The organism is Escherichia sp. MOD1-EC6300 (assembly GCF_002965045.1).
Lineage (GTDB): Bacteria > Pseudomonadota > Gammaproteobacteria > Enterobacterales > Enterobacteriaceae > Escherichia > Escherichia coli_F.
In genome coordinates, this window is the sequence record NZ_PTRH01000001.1 from 50,594 (window position 1) to 69,909 (window position 19,316).

Below are 19,316 nucleotides of genomic sequence, written 5' to 3' on the forward strand. Positions count from 1 at the left end.
ATTAGAAAAGGTGATATTTGACATTATCAGAAGCTGCGAATTCGGATTTTGCTCTAATCAAATGAGAGAAATGTAAAATGAAGCCACGAAATATTAATAATAGCCTACCACTGCAACCATTAGTTCCTGATCAAGAGAACAAAAATAAGAAAAACGAAGAGAAATTCGTGAATCCAGTTAAAATTACGATGAGGTCTGGTTTAAATTATATTGAACAAGAATCTCTTGGAGGAAAATATCTAACACATGATTTGTCAATAAAGATAGCGGATATTTCTGAAGAAATAATTCAGCAAGCAATATTATCTGCTATGAGCATATATAAATTTCCGATAACAGATGATTTAATGAGTATGGCTACAAATGAACTCATAAAACTGGCCAAAATAGAGAATAATTTAGACCTGAATAAATTCTCTACTATATGCACCGACGTACTATCCCCCCTCGTCATCAGACATAATAAAGAAAAAAAACCAGACGACTTACTACCCTTCGCAAAAATCCCCTTTTTAATTTTCATCGAAAAAATGGAAATTGATAATATGAATCAAGGTCATGCATATTAAGGCATTTATGAAATATCGTAAATAAGATAACTAATAAGGTGAATATTAGAAAACAACTAATGACATTATTGGTTTATAGTGGTCAATATTTTTACTAATAATGAACCAATATACCCATAAGCAATGCAAGCTTAAAACTCATAATTCAAAAAAGATAAATACAAAAAAATTAATGAGTCAATCAATAATAATTTAGCATCACGAAACACATCACAGAGGAATATTATGAGCACAGATACACTTGAAATATTCAATAACAGTGATGAATGGGCAAGTCAACTAAAACACGCATTATCGCAAGGAGAAAATCTGGCATTACTACATGGATTGACTCCTGATATCCTTGATAGAATATATGCATATGCATTCGACTACCATGAAAAAGGTAACATAACGGACGCAGAAATTTATTATAAATTTCTGTGCATTTATGCGTTCGAAAATCATGAATATCTAAAAGGTTTTGCATCAGTATGCCAGTCAAAAAAGAAATATCAACAAGCATATGACCTTTACAAACTAAGTTACAATTACTCCCCGTATGATGACTATTCAGTTATTTATCGTATGGGTCAATGTCAAATTGGGGCTAAAAATATCGATAACGCAATGCAATGTTTCTATCATATTATTAACAATTGTGAGGATGAAAGTGTTAAGAGCAAAGCGCAGGCATATATTGAACTCTTAACTGATAATTCAGAAGATAATGGCTAAGCATTACAATCATTTGGTTAAAATTGCTGGTTATAGTGCAGTTAACCACTATGACCAGCTTCTCTTATGTTTTCTTAAATCAACATCTTAAAACAGTTAAGAACACACTATAAATTATTATTTTTCAACGCGTTAGAGAACAATCTATTTTATCAAAATTGAATAAGGCTATTTCAGATTACATCACTGAATTCCTAAGATAAATTAGTGAACACAACCATAGATATGTCGAATGTAAACTCCTATAGCATTAATGACACATAAATATGAATAGCCACTATTTCTATTGCTAATGCAGGATGCAAGAAACCAATTTTTTCATAGAGGTTAACTAATGGACTTAGAAAATAAATTCTCATATCATTTTCTTGAGGGATTAACGCTCACGGAAGATGGAATTCTTACTCAAGGAAATGAGCAAATTTATATTCCACCGAAAGAGTTAGGAGTATTGATCGTATTACTTGAATCCGCTGGTCATGTTGTCCTGAAAGATATGATCATCGAATCAGTATGGAAAAATATTATTGTAAGTGACGAGTCCCTGACAAGATGTATCTATTCTTTGCGCTGCATTTTTGAAAAAATTGGCTATGATCGTTGCATAGAAACAATCTACCGGAAAGGTTATCGTTTCAGTGGACAGGTTTTCAAAACTAGAATAAATGAAGATAACACTTCAGACTATTCCATAGCTATATTTCCTTTCACCACTTCATTGAATACCCTGGATCCATTAATACTTAATCAGGAATTAGTGCAAAACATTTCAAATAAAAAAATCGAGGGCCTTTATACCTATCCGATGGCTGCGACAAATTTTTGTAATGATCACATATCGCAAAATTCATTTTTGAGAAGATTCAAGCCAGATTATTTCGTTACAGGAAGAATAAACCAGAATAACGCAGTGAAAACTTTATATATTGAACTGATCGACGCTAAAAATCTTTTCCTCATCGCCAGTAATCATCTTCCTGTTGATGAACTACATAACACATCACAATTTATTATAGATAATATCCTTCAAACGGTACATAATCCAGAGCGTTCTGTAAGATTAGCTAAACCGGATCAAGGTTACAAGAATCATTATTTATCAGATGAACTGTTGGCTGGTAAGAAAGAACTTTACGAGTTTACTCCTGAAAGCATTTACAGGGCTATGACTATATTTGATGGATTACAAAATAAAAGTGATATACAGACGCTAAAAACAGAATGTTATTGTCTGCTAGCGGAATGCCATATGTCTTTGGCACTTCATGGAAAATATGAACTTGAACTTGCTGCTCAAAAAGCATTAGAGCTTTTACATTATGTATCAGACATAACCAATGTCGATGGAAAAATTTTAGCTATTATGGGACTGATAACTGGCCTGTCTGGACAAGCAAAAGTATCTCATATCTTATTTGAACAGGCTAAGATAAACACAACTGATATAGCCTCTCTCTACTACTATAGAGCACTTGTCAACTTTCATAATGAAAGAATTGAAGAGGCAAGGATTTGTATAGACAAATCACTACAACTCGAACCCAGAAGACGAAAAGCAGTTGTGATAAAAGAGTGTGTAGATATGTATGTGCCTAACCCGCTCAAAAGCAACATGAAACGCTACTATAAAGAAACTTCGAGTGAAAGCCATCGAGTTATAATTGACAACATTTTGAAACTAAAGCAACTGACGAGAATTTGTATGCGATAAATCTTTATTGTCGCAATTTTATTGTTTAGATGTATGCAGCTAGTTATTTAAACAGCAGAGATGAAAATATCTAAGATATTTACCTTATTGCAATATATATCAAATACTCTAGATTAAAAAGTATTGTGTATAGGCTATTGGCCTGGACAAATAAAAAGGGAACTTTATGACTAATCCAATCAATATGAATAATTTTTCTCAAAGTTTAAATATAGCAACTGCAACGGGTGAAGAAGTAGTTTCATTAGTTAAACACATCACCACCAGTGCTACTGATACAGATCAAATACAAGCATTTATAGTTTCAACATGGATGGCATCTTTTCAAAATGATATGTATTCGAAAGATAATCCTATCTCTCCTTACTATGAACTGGAGTGGTAGACAATTGACCACTTAAATGTTTAACGAGATACTGATTATATTAGTATCTCGTTCCTTTCCTTCAATCCTACACATAAAAATATATGCGCTTACCCAAAGTTAAAATCTTATCCATCTTCATGTTTTCTGTATTAATTACAAAAATGTCTTTCGCCAGTAGCGCTTGCTTTAATGAAGCAGGATCAATTTTCAGAATCGAACCAAATTTGATCAAAGCTATCGCTCTTGTTGAAAGTAATTTAAAAAATGATAGCATCGGCAAGAATAGGGATAAGAAAAACAATATAAATAGTTTTGATTATGGTTTAATGCAGATAAACCAGATGCACATTCCCATGTTAAAAAAACGTGGAATAATAAAAGATGAACGAGATTTGTTAGATAACCCCTGTCTGAACATTAAAATAGGGACCGAGATTTTATATAATCATTTTTCACGTTGTGGGGTAACGTGGCAATGTCTGGGGACTTATAACGCGGGTTTTGCAATGGAAAACAAAAAAAAGAGGCTGCAATATGCAAAAAAAATATATGTTGTATATACCAGACTTAATGAAATAGACAAGCGTAAGGCTTTAGCAAAATGAGCCTAAAGCCTCTTTTTTTATATAGTGCAAACACCCATACGTAAAGCTGTTTTGATCAACTCGATACCACTGTGAACATCTAATTTCTTCATGATATTGAGTCTATGAGTTTCGACTGTTTTCCTGCTTAACTGCAAGAAATTAGCGATTTCTTTGTTTGTTTTTCCATCAGCTATGAGTTGTAGTATTTCAGACTCACGATTTGTTAGTTGATTATCAGAGGAATATCTTGAAGATATTTTTTCACAATCCATATGTACACTATCAAAATAAGTGTAACCATTACTAATCGAATCAATAGCGCGATTTAGTTTCGCCGGGTGACTGGTTTTCCATACGCATCCTTTCGCACCGGCTTCAAGCAATTTTATTGAATCAATATACGGCATTTTTGCTACAAATGTAATAATATGAGCATCTATTTTATGCGATTTAACCCATTTTATGAGTTCGGACCCCATCATTCCACCTGCAAATTCTCCTAAAATAAATATTTGGGCTGCAGATTTGTTACACTCCGCTATAGCTTTCTTCAGATCTTTATAGCCCCCAACAACCTCATATAAATCGGGATAATGTCCGAGAAATCCAATTATCCCATCAATCATAAACGGCTGCTGATCTGAAACTACAATTTTAATCTTTCCCATATATTCATCCTGAGTGTAAATGCTATAACGCATTCATTTATAATCATCCCTTCCATTATTATTATAAGCAAAATCCAAAGAATACATTGATGAAATAATAATGAAATATAATTAAAAATAAAATTTTTGTGTAAGCAAAATAAGACCAGTGTTGAAAAATTATTAGGCGTTTAAAATATTAGAATTAGATTATATTCAAGTCATTAAACCGGAGACAGTGATCTATAAGTCCTCTGGGTTCGTCAAATCAGAATTATTCATAGCCAAAGAATCTATTTCACACATTCTTTCAACTAAATAATGTCTGGCATGTTCACAGATTTCATTGACCTTATCAGGGGAAAAACAGTGATTGCTAATTAAATATTGCTCACAATTATCCACAAATTCCTGCGGACTAAATTCAGCAATAAATTGATCTGTAAAAAAAATAAAACGTTTGTCATCATGATATGAAATATGGACATTCCATATTGACTTGTCGACAAAATATGACTCTACTTCAATAGACTTATCTTTGAAACTGTTAGGTATATAGAGATTTAAAGGGCCTGATATTGAAGGTAATTTTGTTACCCAACTTTCAAAAATTTTGATAAATACTTCAACTTCCTCTGAAGATTTTAACAATATGCTCTTCAGATCGTTTATCATGTTTATTCTGTTTTTTTCTAATTCTGAGCTCAGCAAACTTATCAAGGGTATAAAATTATCCATCACATCAATAATGCCTTTCGCATAGCCATCATAATAACCTTGAATAACTTTTTCTTCTCTCTTTTCCTCAATACTCTGAATTTTTGCGGTGGTTTCAAGAAGGATCTGTTCTTTTAGAGAGACTATTTCTTTCAATCCATCAGAAATTATTCTTTTAATCACAACACCATTTGCAGGAGAGTTTATCAAGCTCATCTCTATTTTTTTTCGCATAAAATGTAATTCTCTCCAAAAGAGTAGACGCAAGTGGTAACGGCAATTGTATGTGGTCAACAAAATCAGGAAATAATAAATTAAATCGTTGCTGCATTGCCAACGGTTGTTGCCTTACATAGGGCAACAACGTTGAAAAACCACATGTGATGATATTCTGATAGTTAACGATGCCAGGTTTATATCGTGCCTTTTCATTTATTTCCATCGGTATCGCTGATAAATAATTCCTTAGCACATCAGGAACCTTGTAAAAAAATCCCCGTTCTGCAAACCTTTCTCGATAAAAGTGACAACCACTGAGTAAACAGATCAATGGAAATAATTTCCAATTGTTTATGTAGTAAATAAGTGAACTATTCAGACTGAAATGCTCAACTGAAAGATTGTACTGTAGGAGTATCATTTCATTGGTAATAGATCTAAGTACCGGATTGCTAATACGTGCATTATTCAAACTTACTCGTTGAGGATGAATATAACTAATTGGATCATATATAATCTTTCTTAGGGCAAGATTCATAACGTTCTCATATGTCTACTTATTTTTTAACCTGATTAAATTAGTTAGAATAGCCCTGTACTTCCATAACAGCCAGCAAGTCGCAATGGACATTAATGCAAGTAAGATAGAAACCGGCATAGTCTTATCATAAGCAAAAACAGGTTCGTTAATTTCATATGTTGGTGCTTGTTCAATAATATCTCTTCGTTTTGACAATACGACTGAAATATTCTCATATTGTACGCTTGCAAAGCTATTAACAATAAATCTCTTAATGTCATTTATTTTTATTTCTGGATTGATATCTTTTTCATATACAGCGAGTACAGAAATATGAATTGGTAAAGCAGTTTTGCCACTATCACCTGTATCAACATCGTAACTAACATGTACTCTTGAAGAAACAATGCCATCCATAATTTTGAGAGATTGCTCTAAACGCTGTTCAATAGCAGAATACAATCTTGCTTTTTCCGCTCGTGGAGAGGAAACGAGTGCATCTGCAGGGAACATCTGCGATATTTGAATATCAGGCTTACCCGGGAGATTGTAGATTTTTAGCCAATCCACCGCAGAAGCAAAATCCGTTGGTTCTACATAGATTGAAAATCCAGTTTTGCCTTGATCCTTCTTCTCAGCATTAATATTATGTCTTTGTAAAACAGCAAGGACATCATTAGCTTGCTGTTGATCAAGATGGTTCAGTAATTCCTGCTGCTTGCAACCGCACAACAGCAGGATAAACAAGAATAATGATATATATTTCATGAGCGAGTCAACGTCTCAACTGCAGCGACAATTTTTCTTGCTAATGTTCCCACCAATGAAACCTCGACATTATAATTAAGCACATGATCCTGCAAGACTAATAATTTTTCAGGTGTTAACCCCTTTTTATCAGACCTTAATGCTTGTAACGCATTTTGCTGCCAATTTTCAGTTTGTACCGCATAGTTAGCAAAAGCGGAGATCATTTTATCATCCGGGTTATCAAGATTGAGAACCCGGTCATTTAAATCAATAACTTTCGCTTGCTGTATTTCATGAGCAGTTGATTGCTCAGCTCTATCAATAGGTGGCATATTGCTTACTGACATAATAAAATCCTTATCCAGTTTAGCGGAAGTTTTGTATGATTGCCGAATCAAGATCTTTATACGCTTTTACAACGTTAGATTGCGCATTTCGATATAATGTATACTCAGCTAATGCACTCTGATATTCGGCAAGGAATTTCGGGTCGGAAGGATTGGTTGCTAAATCCTCCAACGCCTTTTCAACTTGTTGGTTAAGATCATCAACGCCCTGATCAAATTGTTTGCTGATATCCATAATATAACCATTCCAATCTGCCATAAGTCCTCCTCAATTATTCCTGAAATGTCCACTTGCTACCTTGAGACTTCTCGAATCGGTTATCTCCGTAGCTAAATGAACTATTATTTGTGTCCTGATTTTTCAAATTCACATTAAATCTTACATATTGTTTACCCCATTGTTTATAATATTCGTCAACATAATTATTAATTTTATTTAATTCACTGTCGCTTAACGTACCAATGATATTGAAATATACATTGTTAGCTGTTTTATATTTTTCATAAGAAAGACCTATTGCCGACAATGTTTCAATTGCCTGACTTTCCAATACATTATCATCTAATACCGCAATACTTATATTGCTGGCATATGGCATAGTTTGCAGTAATCCTTTAATAAGATTATCGATTAGTTGCTGTGTGATAGCATTCCGTTGCTTACTCACTGTCAGTCTTGGATTACTGGCATCTAATAGCTGTAGTTTAAAATATTGTAGATCTGGGAAATTATCAGCAAGCCATGAAAAAATTCGTATCGATTCATCATCAGGATTTATCACCCGTACTGGCTTTCCTGGTTGATTTTTTTCCAGTGCTTGTTTGACCCAGACAGCTTCATCCAAACTATTGGTATTGATATAGATGACATGATCCCTACCATATAAAATTTCATAATTTCTATTTTTGTTTACAAGAATTTTATCGATATGTCTCAGCTGCGGATCATTACTGGCATTAACAATATAAAAAGCTATAAAAATGATAGCAAAAAGAAAAAATAGCGTTACATATTTAAACAGCGTACTACTAAAGAAATGTTGTCTTGTTGAAGTAATGTTATTTTCAACAATACCTGGTATTGAATACTGCCAAACTTCATTTTTTCCTTTTACAGCAAATTTGAGGCCTAAAACTTCTATTTGCTGATTCAATGTTAACGTTCTATCTTCAGGTTCTTGTGCTGTTAATTCTCTGATTGTTACAACCAGATCAGGGTCGGTAGTGATTATTACCTCAAAACTGCCTGTAAGCTCTCCATAAGGAATGACTATCGTATTCTCTGGTAACTCAGAAAAAGAATCACTTCTTCCTAACGAAACATCATTACCAACGATAACGAGTACACGCCCATTAAGTATTTCATACTCGCATCCATTCAATGGTCCGCTCAATAAACGAATGGCATAAGATTCCAATAAGTCTTGTGATAAGAATTTATCATTATTTCCCATGAATACCACCCGCTAATTCCATAAGCTCTAGTTTAGAGTAGTGTAACAAGACGGAAATTTCATGACCAAATTATGATGACACACAATAAAAAGATTATAATTTTCGAGAACCATTTTAAATGCCTACATACCTAACTTTATTTGCAATTTAAGGTATACACCCTATTCCCTCATTGATATGCAAATATAACAATTACCATTATTTTAAATTTTACTTGTAATATTTACCCTAAATGATTTTAGAGTGCAGGTTGGCATATGCAAGTCTTTTCCAGTGATGTCTACTTCACTGTAGGCACTAATGCATTATTAGCATCCCAAAAGGAATATTACAGCGATTTGGTTGCGTTGGTTGATCTTGGACATTCGTTCGTTGTTATTGATGAGCACCAACATCGAAATCTCAAACCAAATACAGAACCTGTAAACACCCTTTTGAGCAACAATTTCATCAGGATCAATAAGAATATTACATTATCTGATTTAACGCATTTCCTGGTTTCGAATCTTCATACACAAAATGTGTATTCCACTCAAGAACCACTTACCCATGATGAGATAGATATCCTGCGGTTATGTGTTTCTTATTCGTTAAAACAAATAGCCATTATCAAGGGAATTGATTATAAAACAGTATCATATCACAAAATAAGAGCCCTAAATAAACTTAACATAAAAGGTACTGTTGAGTTGTTTATAGCACTCTGTGAATGGGATAAACATTATTTTAAACTCCAATCTTGCATAAGAGAAAGTTGATATGTCATTAGTAAGATATAATAGTAAAATCATAATAACTGTCGCGCTGATATCGTTGCTCTCTGCATGCACCAGAGAAAATTCATTAAAGGATACTCAGAATAAAAGAAGTGGCGAATCTCAAGCGATAGTAGATGCAAGACAGTTCTTTAGCGAACACCCGGAATATATATCATCAGCAGAACTAGAGCAGAAACTATATCGCGAATTTGCACAGGTTACGACTGTTCCAGCTTATAAAGAGATGAGTATGTATCAATTGCTTGTCATTTCGCAAGATCGTTTAACACATTAAATAAGAATCTACACGCTTTTTGCGTGTAGATTCTTATAAATTTCCGACTATGATAGATGTTTAATTTTTTTAATTATTGTCTTTATTCTCACTTTTTGTGTCTTCACCTTCTTTGAATTTATCTTCTGAGGGGAGCAGTTCATCTGGAATAGGTTGTCCAGCATTCTCCACATCTTCAAGCCACAGCAGAAGACGCAAGATCTCATCTATATTTTCGAAGCTAACATAATCGTAGCGACGATGGGTAGCATAAATTTTTCGTGCTAATTTTTTATCTGTAATAATTGGTATTCCGATTTCTTTTGCATATTTCCTTACGGCTAATGCGACCTCATTAGTTTCTCTTACAGAAATCAATGGTATAGGTGACAGATGTGGCTTAAAGTATATCCCTATGGCAATGTGCGTAGGGTTGGCAATCATCAGACGGCTATTACTGACATCAGATTTCAATTGCTCTGACAGAATTTCTTGATGGCGTTCTCTGCGTTTAGACTTAATTTCTGGATTTCCTTCTTGTTCCTTGTATTCTCTTTTAACTTCTTGTTTATCCATTTTCATATCTTTCATAAATAAAAAATACTCAGCGATAAAATCAAATATTAGAACAATTATCATACTGCCGAGACAATATAGTATGAGAAGGAATAGCATATCTCCCCAATCTGATAATAAAGATATGATATCTCCATCAAGAGTTTTAAAAAGCAGTGATTTATGGTTACTCCAAAATACTTTGATCGCCAATGCAAAAAAAATAATATAAAGTATTGCTTTGACAAATTCTTTTACGGTTTTTAAGCCAAATATACGTTTTAAGCCATTTACTGGATTTAATGAATCAAACTTAAACTTAATAGCTTCAGTTGCTAATTGCATTTTACTTTGAAACCATGAGACAAGTATTGTTGTAAACATGCAAACCAGCAAAAAAGGAATGATCGTTTTCAACCAACCTATCCCCATAGCTTTAAAATAGTCCCAAATATCCGGTTTAGCGTTATGATCAAGGATGTATTCAAGAATCGACATAATATGATGCACATCAAATACATATCCGAGATATAAAGTGCCCACAAGCATTATTACAGAGACTGTTAAGTCTCTACTTTTTAGAATTTGCCCCTTTTTAGAAGCATCCTGGAGTTTCTTTTGTGTTGGCTTTTCAGTTTTATTTGCCATGAAACACTCTATTTATCAATGTATAATTGCAATTGTTCTGGGAAAAAGGATAACGGCATAACTCGTTCAGCCAGTATTGGGCCAAAATAAATAATTAATATTAAAAATGCCAGCGCACTTTTGACAGTCAGTGAGATGGCAAAAGCATTTAGTTGTGAAGCATAGCGTGCCAGCAATCCCAGGACAGCTTCACCGCCCAGCATAACCGCAATCACGGGGCTTGCGTAAACGATAGTATGAGTCATTATATTATTAATATATGAGAATAAAGGCTCTAATTTAGGAAAATTAAAATTTCCTGAAGGCCATAAGTTATAACTTTGCCATAGAGTCTCCAGAATAAAGTTCAATCCACCGTTAGTAAGATAAACTGCTGCAGAGAAAAGGTTAAATAATCTTGCTAATTCCGATGTATCGACACCTGTAGCCGGATCCAAAGTACTACTTAACGTTGCACCACGTTGGTTATCGATAAAACTGCCTATAGCAAGGAAAATCCAAAATGGGGATGCTAATAGGCAAGCAATAAACAACCCTATGATAATTTCTCTGGCAGCAAACAAAGCGATATCTATTTCATTTAGGGTAGATAATTCATAGTGGTAATGCTGAACTAATGCACATGATACCACTATTATTATTGGATGGCGGACTACTGTTGGTATATTCCCACTGGCGAAAAATGGTAACAAATAGAAAGTTGGTGCCAATCGGCAAAAACCGAGCGCTGTAGCAGCCAGCAGACTATGCAACTGATAGAGTATCGCCTCCCCCATGCTATCCTCTCGCGAATGCTAAATTAAGCATTTCGATACCAAACGAATATAATTTTTCACCATACCATCCGCTCATTAAAAAAAAGCAAATACTTACGCACAATAATTTGACGCCAAATGGCAAAGTCTGTTCTTGCAACTGTGTTACCGTTTGAAAAAGCCCTACCAATAAACCAACAAATGTCGCAACTGCAATAGGTCCTGCAGACATAACTAAAATCAGATACAGCGCCCTATTCCCCGCAAAAACAATGTCGTCCATATTTTTTCCTCAGGGATTAATGGATAGGTCAAAATATTGTAAAATGAGTCCTTTCGATAACATTGTCCAACCGTCCATCGCGACAAACAGAATTAATTTTATCGGTGTAGATATGGTTACCGGACTCATCATCATCATACCTAACGTTAACAGAACGCTGGATATAACCAGATCAACTACAACAAAGGGTAAATAGATATAGAAACCTATAATAAATGCACTTTTTATCTCACTCAACGCATATGCCGGGAGTAACGAGAAAATTGAAATATTCTCATCATCGATTATCTCTTCATTGTCTTCAGAACTATTCACCTTCTAAATCTTTTCAAAAAAGCTAACCAACTCCGGTTCAGAATATTTTATCAAATATGATTTATAACCACTCATGCCTGTCTCAACAAAATTAACAACCGACGCTACATTATTGAATGAAAGATTCTCATTCTGACTGTTATTATATATTTCCTTCCCAACCGGCATCATTACGAACATTGACAATAGCAAAGCTACCCCATTAAGTGTCATATTTGATGGCACTTGCTGAAGTCCCAGTGCGTTTCGGACAATAACAAAAACAATCGAGAATTTAATAAAACATGTCCCGGATGCTATTATAAACGGTAATAGTGTAAATAATGATAATATCGCTATCAGCGAAATACTATTTGACATTATTATTCCCTGATAACCAAGAATGAATTTCTACGCCCAATTTATCATCCACTTCAACAAGTTCGCCATAGCCAGTTAGCGCGCCATTTACACGTATCTCTATATTTTTCTCAGCTTCAGGAAGCAAAGATATAATTCTTTTTGCACAGAGATCGTCTATTTCATATAGATTCATTATTTTCTTTCCAAGAACAAACTCAATTTTTACAGGCAAGTCTTCAAAACTATTAATCTGCTGATGGTCATTTTCATCATTAATCTCGATTTCGCTTTTTTTGATATCAAAGTCATCTGTTTCAAAATCTTCCTCGTACTCAAAATGATCAGCCATTTTTAACTCCTCTGGATAAATCAGATCACAAATCTTTGTATTATAAATAACCGCATAAGCAAAATTATTTGAAATTAATAAAACATCACCAACTTCAATATCAACAATGGTTCTATAACATGTTTTACTAAATCCAATTACAAAATGAATGGGCCAATATAATGTTTTTTTGTCTAGCGTTGGAGCGTTTTCGTATTGGCAGACCGTGACTTTATCTAACCAAACATTTAATTCCCCTGTCCATATTCTTATTAGTGGCTGAGCTGGACTCAATACTCCATCAAATACTTTACCTACACACAAACGATTATATTTTAGTTCAGGATACTTTAGATTTAACGGGGTACTAGATAAACTGAGCCATTCCACTATTAACCTTTCCGTTTCTGGCATAAAAGCCATCCCAGCGAGCTCGGCAGAAATTAAGGGAAATATTTCTCGAAGTAACACCCATCCAGACCAGCTGCCGCTCTCTTCTGCTATCGGTAGCCATTTGGCGCTAAATTCGGGAATTAATAACGCAACATCTTCACCATTTTCTTTCCAGTTTTGAAAAGTGGTTTCAAAGGAATGAGTGTTTCCATTTACTTTTCTCAGACCGAACATTAACTTTCGTCCTTCTGATCGTTTTCGAATTTACCTTCATTTTCTTGCTCATCATGAGGCTGATGTCGTTGCCCTTGTCGTTCATCTTGCTCAGTCAATACCCAACGTTGTGCTGTAACATCATTGTGTTGGGCTTCATGGAGTCTGTCGGAGACAATCGTGTCTGATGGTTTTAGTCGTATCCCTTCACTACTTTCCAGAATCCGAACTGTATGATTCTGTCCCCAACGCTGAAACTGATATGTCAATTCATTTTCGGGTACATTGGCACTATTAACAGAATTATTTATATCATTCTGATTGAGCGTATGAACATTCCTTTGCTTTTCGATATGTTGAGTAAACATGGTTTTGTTATCAGCAAACCTTCTTTCGTTAGTAATATCTAATAAATGGGCCTGCTCTCCATTTTTTTTGTCTCCATCGCGATATTTTTTTTCACGCTCTTTATTATTACTGTGGTTTTGAACCGTGATTTTTTCTGTATGGATACCATTATGGATTCCCCCCTTAAATTGTATCGTTTTATCAGATAGTTCAGAATTAAGACCCTGATCTCGTGAAGTCATATTGAGGACTTTCTTTGTAGAAAGTTGCTCTATTCCATTTGTTTGCAAAGAAAAAGATGAATTCCTGTCAACCTGGAGAGACGATTTGTTATCAATAGACTTCATTTGCCCATTCTTTTTCCCAAACGTAGGGAATTGGCTATCCTGAGCCTGACGTAATAACTGGAGAATGGATCCAGCAACAATCTCACTCATTTCTTTATTTTTTTTGTTTTTCTTTACGAAACTGTCTAAATACGCAGCAGAATTCTCGGATGTGTCTGTGTTTAAATTTTTATAATGTTCAATTTTCTTGACTTCGTCCATTATATTTCTCCTCCTGTTCAAGCTCGTCTTGATAAAGCATCTGATTTAAAAGTTGTTTTTTGATGCGCTTCTTTAGTAGATCGTACTTTTCTCCTTTTAGCCACCAGTGTTTTCTTTGTGCTTGCTGTTGAACTATTTCCTTGTTAAGTATTTTTCGCCGCTCTGCTATTTTTTGCTTTTCAAGATTTATCTCAGCGATCTGCTGCTGAATGACTGCAACTTTACGTAACGAGTAAAATATATCCTGGCGAAATACTACTTCGCCGAGTAACTCCTTCATATCTAACAGTGACTGTAGGTTTTTAAGTTGCATATCATACAGGCGTTCCTTTTCGACTAACTTTTCTTTTTCTGCATTTAACTTTTGTAATGATGCTTCACATGCAGCCAGGCTCTGCGCTGTTCTTCTGATAAGTCGATTAACTTTACTTAACAATTCGTTCAAGCTCTTTTAGCGTTTCACTCATTGGCATTTTTTCATTAACTGACTGTTTTAACCAATTTGTGAGTTTAGGCCGGGCATTCATAGCAAAATCATTTTCAGCATTTTGCCCAGCGCGATATTCCCCTAAATCAATAAACACCTGTAGATCTTCCAAAGTGGTGAGGATCTTCCTTACCCGTGCAGCATTATCTCTGTGTTTTTCATCAGTGACCTGACCAAATACTCGACTCACACTTTTTAGAACATCTATTGCCGGATAATGACCTTGCCCAGCGAGTTTGCGACTTAGATAGATATGGCCATCAAGGATTGAGCGAATTTCATCCCCCAGTGGGTCTGATTCATCCTCCCCCTCCAGTAATACGGTATAAAAGGCAGTAATACTTCCTTTTAGTGTTGGTCCCGGCCTCTCCAGTAAGCGAGGTAAGCTGTCAAAAACAGAAGCAGGATAACCACGTCTGGCAGGTGGTTCACCCGCTGCCAGCTTCATATCGCGTAGTGCTCGTGCATAGCGCGTCATTGAGTCGATAAAAAGTACAACTCTCTTTCCTCGATCTCTAAAATACTCTGCCACGGTTGTCGCCATCAGGGCGGCATTACACCGATCTACTGACGAAAAATCAGAGGTGGCATAAACCAAAACACATTTTGCTGCATTTACTGATTTTTTCAGCGATTCCGCGCATTCCGTAACTTCCCTTCCACGTTCGCCAATCAAGCCAATAACAAACACATCAGCTTCAGTGTTGTTTACAAGCATATGCATTAAAACCGTTTTGCCACAGCCAGCCGATGCGAAAATCCCAACACGTTGACCAATGCCACATGTCAGTACGCCATCAATGACTCTTATCCGTGTCTCTAGTGGTGTATTAATAACTCGACGTTCCTGATACGACGGTGGCAGTTCATCAATCAGGCGTAAATTTCCCCTATCCCCTGGAGTGACCGGGACAAACCTTTCCATAATTTGACCAGAAGCATTCAAAACTGAACCAAGAAAGGCATCACTGATCTGTATGGTTAACTGCTCTCCCGTTGGTTTCAATACTGCAGTACGTGTAAGCCCCACAGAGCTGCCTATAAGGTTTAATAATGTCTTTCCATTGCGAAAGCCAACGACCTGAGCCCTGGCTATACGTTCATTTGCTTGCCAGCTCGCATAAATTTCGCATACTTCGCCCACTGAAACGTCGTCAAGCTCTGCTTCAATCAGCGAGCCGTTTATGCTATGTAAGTAGCTGTATTTATTTAATAGTTTTAATTTTTTCATACCAGCATGCTCCATATCGCAAGACATTATCCTAAATAGTTTTCAGAATATTAACGGGAACATTTTCCGTTAGTTCCCCGTACGAAAGTACTTCGAGGTCTCGATAACTAGATTCAATAAGTTTTTTGATAAAACGACGAATATCCACAGATCCCAGTAAAATAATGTCTTTAATAGGAATATTGATTCCAGAAAGTGCCAGTTTAAAATTATCCAGAATCATCTCAGCTTCGGATGCATCGAGATTAAGAAAAGTACCGCCAGCGGTAGGCCTGACACCATCTCTGATTCTGTCCTCTATTTCAGGCGAAATCACAATTGCTTTAATTTCTCCAGAATATGAAAACTTATGGCAAATGTAGCGACCTAATGCACCTCGTACATGCTCAACGAGTGTAATTATATCTTTCTCTCGTGGGCTCCATAATGCTAAAGCCTCCATAACTAAACGCATATTGCGCACTGAAATTCGCTCCTGGATCAGACGCTGAATTACCTCTGAAATGCGCTGCACGGTTATATATCTTAATATTTCTTTTAATAGATCAGGATACTTCATCTCTAATTGATCAAGAATATATTTGGTTTCTTGTATACCAAAATACTCATTAATATTATGAGCCAGACATACAGATAAATGATTGTACATTTCATCCATGGCCGTGCGTGTATAACAGCCAATTTTTGTTAATTTTTGGGCATCACTTTTTGTAACCCAATAATATTGTTCACCATTACTATTTACGATGACAGGTTTCTTGATCAAAGTCGAAACCACTTCATCTGAATATTCAACCAACAAGACAAGATCATGATAAATTTTAAATTGCGAGGCTCTGACTTCATTTAGCATTAATATGACATCTTCATCATTAAGGCCTTCCCCCTCGCGAATGACAATACCGGGAATACGGATACCATACTCAATAAAAAACTGACTACGAATCCTATCAGCAAGATTGATTTCAGTGTATTTTTTAGCCTGTGCACTATTCATAATCAAAACCAAGGGTACCGTTTCGGTAATAACCTGATCAAGTTTATTAATAATACCTAATGAAATATCATCATCCTGATTATAGGGTTCCAACCCAACGGTGATATCTCCCTCAACAACCGTTTCTTCAACCCCTTTCTTTTTGAATTTAAAGTAAAAATAAATTCCTAAGATTACTGCCAAACATAAAAACACAAGAAGGGGAAAACCTGGAAGCAACCCAATACTTAGCGCGAGGACACATGTCACAATAATGACAAAAGAATTACTTAATAACTGGGACATTATATTTTGCCCCATATTATCACTATCGCCATTCACGCGCGTTACGATAAACCCTGCGCTAATAGCAATTAATAAAGCTGGAATTTGAGAAACAAGACCATCACCGACGGTAAGAATTGTGTAGACGGTCAACGCTGTCGAGAAATCCATTCCATTTTGGCCTACTCCTACTGATAGCCCACCGATAATATTAACAAAGATAATAATGATGTTTGCAATAGCATCACCTTTGATAAATTTCATCGCACCATCAAAGGAACCATACAGCTGACTCTCTCGTTCTAATACGCTACGACGTTCTTTTGCTAAATCTGCATCAATGATCCCGGCGCGTAGATCGGCGTCAATACTCATTTGTTTACCTGGCATACCGTCAAGCGAAAAGCGGGCAGCAACTTCAGCCACACGTTCCGAACCTTTGGTAATCACGATAAACTGAACAATAGTAACAATGGAGAAAATAACAAAACCAACTACCAGGCTATCTCCAATAACGAATTCACCAAAACTCGTTATAATTTCTCCGGCGTCCGCCTCAAGAAGTATAAGTCGACTGGTACTGATCGCCAGCGCCAAACGAAATAACGTTGTGATGAGGAGAATTGATGGGAATGAAGAAAAACTTAAGATCCTATCAACATAGAATGATCCTAAAAACACAAGTATTGCCAATGTTAAGTTCAGCCCAATCAAAAAATCGATTAAGTAAGTGGGCAATGGAATTATGAGCATGGCGATAATCATCACCATTAATCCAAGAATTATTAATTCTGGATGACTCCTTAACCCTATCAAAACTTTGTTAAACATTGAACATTACCTTCTTCCATGGTTTTTTATTTTGTTTTTTATTACTGTTTTGTGTATCAAAGAGCTCTACTGCAAATGTTACTTTTATTGCCTGTTTACAACACTCCCTAATCTCTAATAATTGTTCATTATTAATAAAAAGTGAAAATGGAAGATTTGTACATCCGCTGTAAATCGCCTTCAGGAGTAACGTTTTGTCTTTATAATTAGCATCTGCGGGTAGGGTTACCAGTGCATTTTTCAGGAGTTCCTCTGCAGTCTCAGGAAATTTTATTAACGATATCAGAAAAAATATCCAGTAATCTTCTGCGCTAATAAATTTTTTAATTATTGGGTTATTCATTAAAGTTTTCAGAAATAAAGCCTCTGCCGACTGAAGAGACAATAGTTGTGACAACTTATTGAGAAACATACCAAATTCCAATGATGAACAACTCGCATCAAGTGCATTTATATCTGAGAAAAGCGTCTCTTTGATAAATTTTGTCACCAGCATTCTATTTTGATAGCCATAACTACCAATCCATTCTACATAAGTATCTACAGCATCGTCTTCTGCCATTAAAAATTGTCGATAACTTGCCCTTAGTAATTTTGGATTTAATGACAACGCCTGGCCAAATAACTTTGCTTTTAATGCCGAGTTAATGCCACTATTAATGAATTTTTTAGTAGTCTCTTGATTAACTTTTCTAAGTAATGCTTCAGCGTTTAGCCGCACATTTTCAGATATTTGTTTTTTACGTAAAATTGCACGTAATACAACCACCAGATCGCTTTCATCTGGAAATAATTTTTTAGCAAAGCTATACACTTCATAGTCATGGGTAGTTGCTGCCTTAAGCGCCTCCATGACTTTATCGGTTTTTTCTATTGGCTGATCTTCCAGGACATATTCTTCTCCGTCCAGAAAGTTGGCCAGTTGTTCTTCGTAGATTTTTTTCTTCATAAACTGCGTTAACGCTGCTGACATCTCGTCAGTAGCTTGTAAGAATCGAGCTTCTTTACCGGCGGGATCATCTCCCATTTTAGGCATTTCAGCTTCAATATCTTCATTATCTTCTGTGATAATATCCTCTAAGCGAGAAACTTCTCTGGCTCTTTCTAATACACCGACATGCTCTACATGAATCGCCATTT

22 protein-coding genes and 3 pseudogenes are annotated in these 19,316 nt (G+C 35.5%); 7 read left to right on the forward strand and 18 right to left on the reverse strand.

The genetic code is table 11. The annotated features are described in order from the left end of the window. Nucleotides 1–77 precede the first annotated feature (77 nt). The 5 genes from BGE37_RS00220 (at nt 78) to BGE37_RS00240 (ending at nt 3,969) form a co-directional block, all read left to right on the forward strand. Entirely contained in the window at nt 78–569 is a 492-nt protein-coding gene (locus BGE37_RS00220; RefSeq protein ID WP_039020558.1) for a hypothetical protein, read from the forward strand. 225 nt (nt 570–794) lie between these two features. Beyond that, nucleotides 795–1,286, forward strand: coding sequence for a tetratricopeptide repeat protein (locus BGE37_RS00225; RefSeq protein WP_000102383.1), 492 nt, complete (start codon nt 795–797; stop codon nt 1,284–1,286). Between the two features lie 334 nt (nt 1,287–1,620). Further along, nucleotides 1,621–2,997, forward strand: coding sequence for a HilA family transcriptional regulator YgeH (ygeH, locus tag BGE37_RS00230; RefSeq protein ID WP_105276692.1), 1,377 nt, complete (start codon nt 1,621–1,623; stop codon nt 2,995–2,997). A gap of 166 nt (nt 2,998–3,163) precedes the next feature. Next, complete coding sequence (locus tag BGE37_RS00235; RefSeq protein ID WP_105276693.1) at nt 3,164–3,382, forward strand: hypothetical protein; 219 nt, start codon at nt 3,164–3,166, stop codon at nt 3,380–3,382. 83 nt (nt 3,383–3,465) lie between these two features. Then, nucleotides 3,466–3,969, forward strand: a complete 504-nt coding sequence (locus BGE37_RS00240) for a lytic transglycosylase domain-containing protein (protein WP_105276694.1) — start codon at nt 3,466–3,468, stop codon at nt 3,967–3,969. Between the two features lie 17 nt (nt 3,970–3,986). Here BGE37_RS00240 and BGE37_RS00245 read toward each other — a convergent pair whose 3' ends face one another. The 7 genes from BGE37_RS00245 to BGE37_RS00280 form a co-directional block, all read right to left on the reverse strand. Continuing rightward, entirely contained in the window at nt 3,987–4,619 is a 633-nt protein-coding gene (locus tag BGE37_RS00245; protein ID WP_000516283.1) for a LuxR C-terminal-related transcriptional regulator, read from the reverse strand. 222 nt (nt 4,620–4,841) lie between these two features. Next, nucleotides 4,842–5,549 (reverse strand): hypothetical protein, encoded by a 708-nt coding sequence (locus BGE37_RS25025; protein WP_123057310.1) that lies wholly within the window; start codon nt 5,547–5,549, stop codon nt 4,842–4,844. Further along, nucleotides 5,491–6,072, reverse strand: coding sequence for a type III secretion apparatus protein OrgA/MxiK (locus tag BGE37_RS00260; RefSeq protein WP_072004039.1), 582 nt, complete (start codon nt 6,070–6,072; stop codon nt 5,491–5,493). Before BGE37_RS00260 ends, BGE37_RS25025 begins: the two co-directional genes overlap by 59 nt. Nucleotides 6,073–6,087: 15 nt before the next feature. Further along, nucleotides 6,088–6,822, reverse strand: coding sequence for an EscJ/YscJ/HrcJ family type III secretion inner membrane ring protein (locus BGE37_RS00265; protein WP_000875228.1), 735 nt, complete (start codon nt 6,820–6,822; stop codon nt 6,088–6,090). Then, entirely contained in the window at nt 6,819–7,151 is a 333-nt protein-coding gene (sctI, locus tag BGE37_RS00270) for a type III secretion system inner rod subunit SctI (protein ID WP_000116717.1), read from the reverse strand. The genes BGE37_RS00265 and sctI overlap by 4 nt, the downstream gene beginning before the upstream one ends. A gap of 19 nt (nt 7,152–7,170) precedes the next feature. After that, on the reverse strand, nt 7,171–7,410 hold the full coding sequence (locus tag BGE37_RS00275) for a type III secretion system needle complex protein (RefSeq protein WP_000796272.1): 240 nt from the start codon (nt 7,408–7,410) through the stop codon (nt 7,171–7,173). Nucleotides 7,411–7,423: 13 nt separating this feature from the next. Next, a complete protein-coding gene (locus BGE37_RS00280) occupies nt 7,424–8,605 on the reverse strand; it encodes a PrgH/EprH family type III secretion apparatus protein (RefSeq protein WP_001354949.1) in 1,182 nt (393 codons plus the stop codon). Nucleotides 8,606–8,863: 258 nt separating this feature from the next. Here BGE37_RS00280 and BGE37_RS00285 point away from each other — a divergent pair, with 258 nt between their 5' ends. Next, nucleotides 8,864–9,364 (forward strand): helix-turn-helix transcriptional regulator, encoded by a 501-nt coding sequence (locus BGE37_RS00285; RefSeq protein WP_001195865.1) that lies wholly within the window; start codon nt 8,864–8,866, stop codon nt 9,362–9,364. Between the two features lies 1 nt (nt 9,365). Next, nucleotides 9,366–9,659, forward strand: a complete 294-nt coding sequence (locus BGE37_RS00290; RefSeq protein ID WP_000060687.1) for an invasion protein — start codon at nt 9,366–9,368, stop codon at nt 9,657–9,659. A gap of 69 nt (nt 9,660–9,728) precedes the next feature. Here the strand turns inward: BGE37_RS00290 and BGE37_RS00295 are convergent, their stop codons facing one another. The 11 genes and pseudogenes from BGE37_RS00295 to BGE37_RS00340 form a co-directional block, all read right to left on the reverse strand. Continuing rightward, nucleotides 9,729–10,841: an EscU/YscU/HrcU family type III secretion system export apparatus switch protein gene (locus BGE37_RS00295; protein ID WP_105276695.1), complete on the reverse strand. Its 1,113-nt coding sequence runs from the start codon at nt 10,839–10,841 to the stop codon at nt 9,729–9,731. Nucleotides 10,842–10,849: 8 nt separating this feature from the next. Then, nucleotides 10,850–11,617, reverse strand: a complete 768-nt coding sequence (sctT, locus tag BGE37_RS00300) for a type III secretion system export apparatus subunit SctT (protein WP_000503296.1) — start codon at nt 11,615–11,617, stop codon at nt 10,850–10,852. Between the two features lies 1 nt (nt 11,618). Next, nucleotides 11,619–11,879: an EscS/YscS/HrcS family type III secretion system export apparatus protein gene (locus BGE37_RS00305; RefSeq protein WP_000341004.1), complete on the reverse strand. Its 261-nt coding sequence runs from the start codon at nt 11,877–11,879 to the stop codon at nt 11,619–11,621. 9 nt (nt 11,880–11,888) lie between these two features. Further along, a pseudogene (locus BGE37_RS00310) lies at nt 11,889–12,554 on the reverse strand (EscR/YscR/HrcR family type III secretion system export apparatus protein). Continuing rightward, nucleotides 12,544–13,531, reverse strand: a pseudogene (locus BGE37_RS00315) (YscQ/HrcQ family type III secretion apparatus protein). Before BGE37_RS00315 ends, BGE37_RS00310 begins: the two co-directional pseudogenes overlap by 11 nt. Then, the gene (locus tag BGE37_RS25885; protein WP_001360946.1) at nt 13,491–14,060 is read right to left on the reverse strand and encodes a SpaN/EivJ family type III secretion system needle length determinant; all 570 of its coding nucleotides are present in this window, start codon (nt 14,058–14,060) and stop codon (nt 13,491–13,493) included. Before BGE37_RS25885 ends, BGE37_RS00315 begins: the two are co-directional and overlap by 41 nt. 75 nt (nt 14,061–14,135) lie before the next feature. Continuing rightward, nucleotides 14,136–14,366: pseudogene (locus BGE37_RS25500) on the reverse strand (type III secretion system needle length determinant, SpaN/EivJ family); the annotation flags it as partial. Beyond that, nucleotides 14,344–14,802, reverse strand: coding sequence for a type III secretion protein (locus BGE37_RS00325; protein ID WP_001354951.1), 459 nt, complete (start codon nt 14,800–14,802; stop codon nt 14,344–14,346). The gene BGE37_RS00325 and the pseudogene BGE37_RS25500, both read right to left, overlap by 23 nt. Then, nucleotides 14,792–16,084, reverse strand: coding sequence for a type III secretion system ATPase SctN (gene sctN, locus BGE37_RS00330; protein WP_000734320.1), 1,293 nt, complete (start codon nt 16,082–16,084; stop codon nt 14,792–14,794). The genes BGE37_RS00325 and sctN overlap by 11 nt, the downstream gene beginning before the upstream one ends. Before the next feature lie 31 nt (nt 16,085–16,115). Next, nucleotides 16,116–18,176 carry an EscV/YscV/HrcV family type III secretion system export apparatus protein gene (locus BGE37_RS00335; protein WP_000482500.1) on the reverse strand — a complete coding sequence of 687 codons (2,061 nt, stop codon included), beginning with the start codon at nt 18,174–18,176 and terminating at the stop codon, nt 16,116–16,118. Further along, nucleotides 18,169–19,314, reverse strand: coding sequence for a YopN/LcrE/InvE/MxiC type III secretion system gatekeeper (locus tag BGE37_RS00340; protein ID WP_023141999.1), 1,146 nt, complete (start codon nt 19,312–19,314; stop codon nt 18,169–18,171). The genes BGE37_RS00335 and BGE37_RS00340 overlap by 8 nt, the downstream gene beginning before the upstream one ends. Between the last annotated feature and the right edge of the window lie 2 nt (nt 19,315–19,316).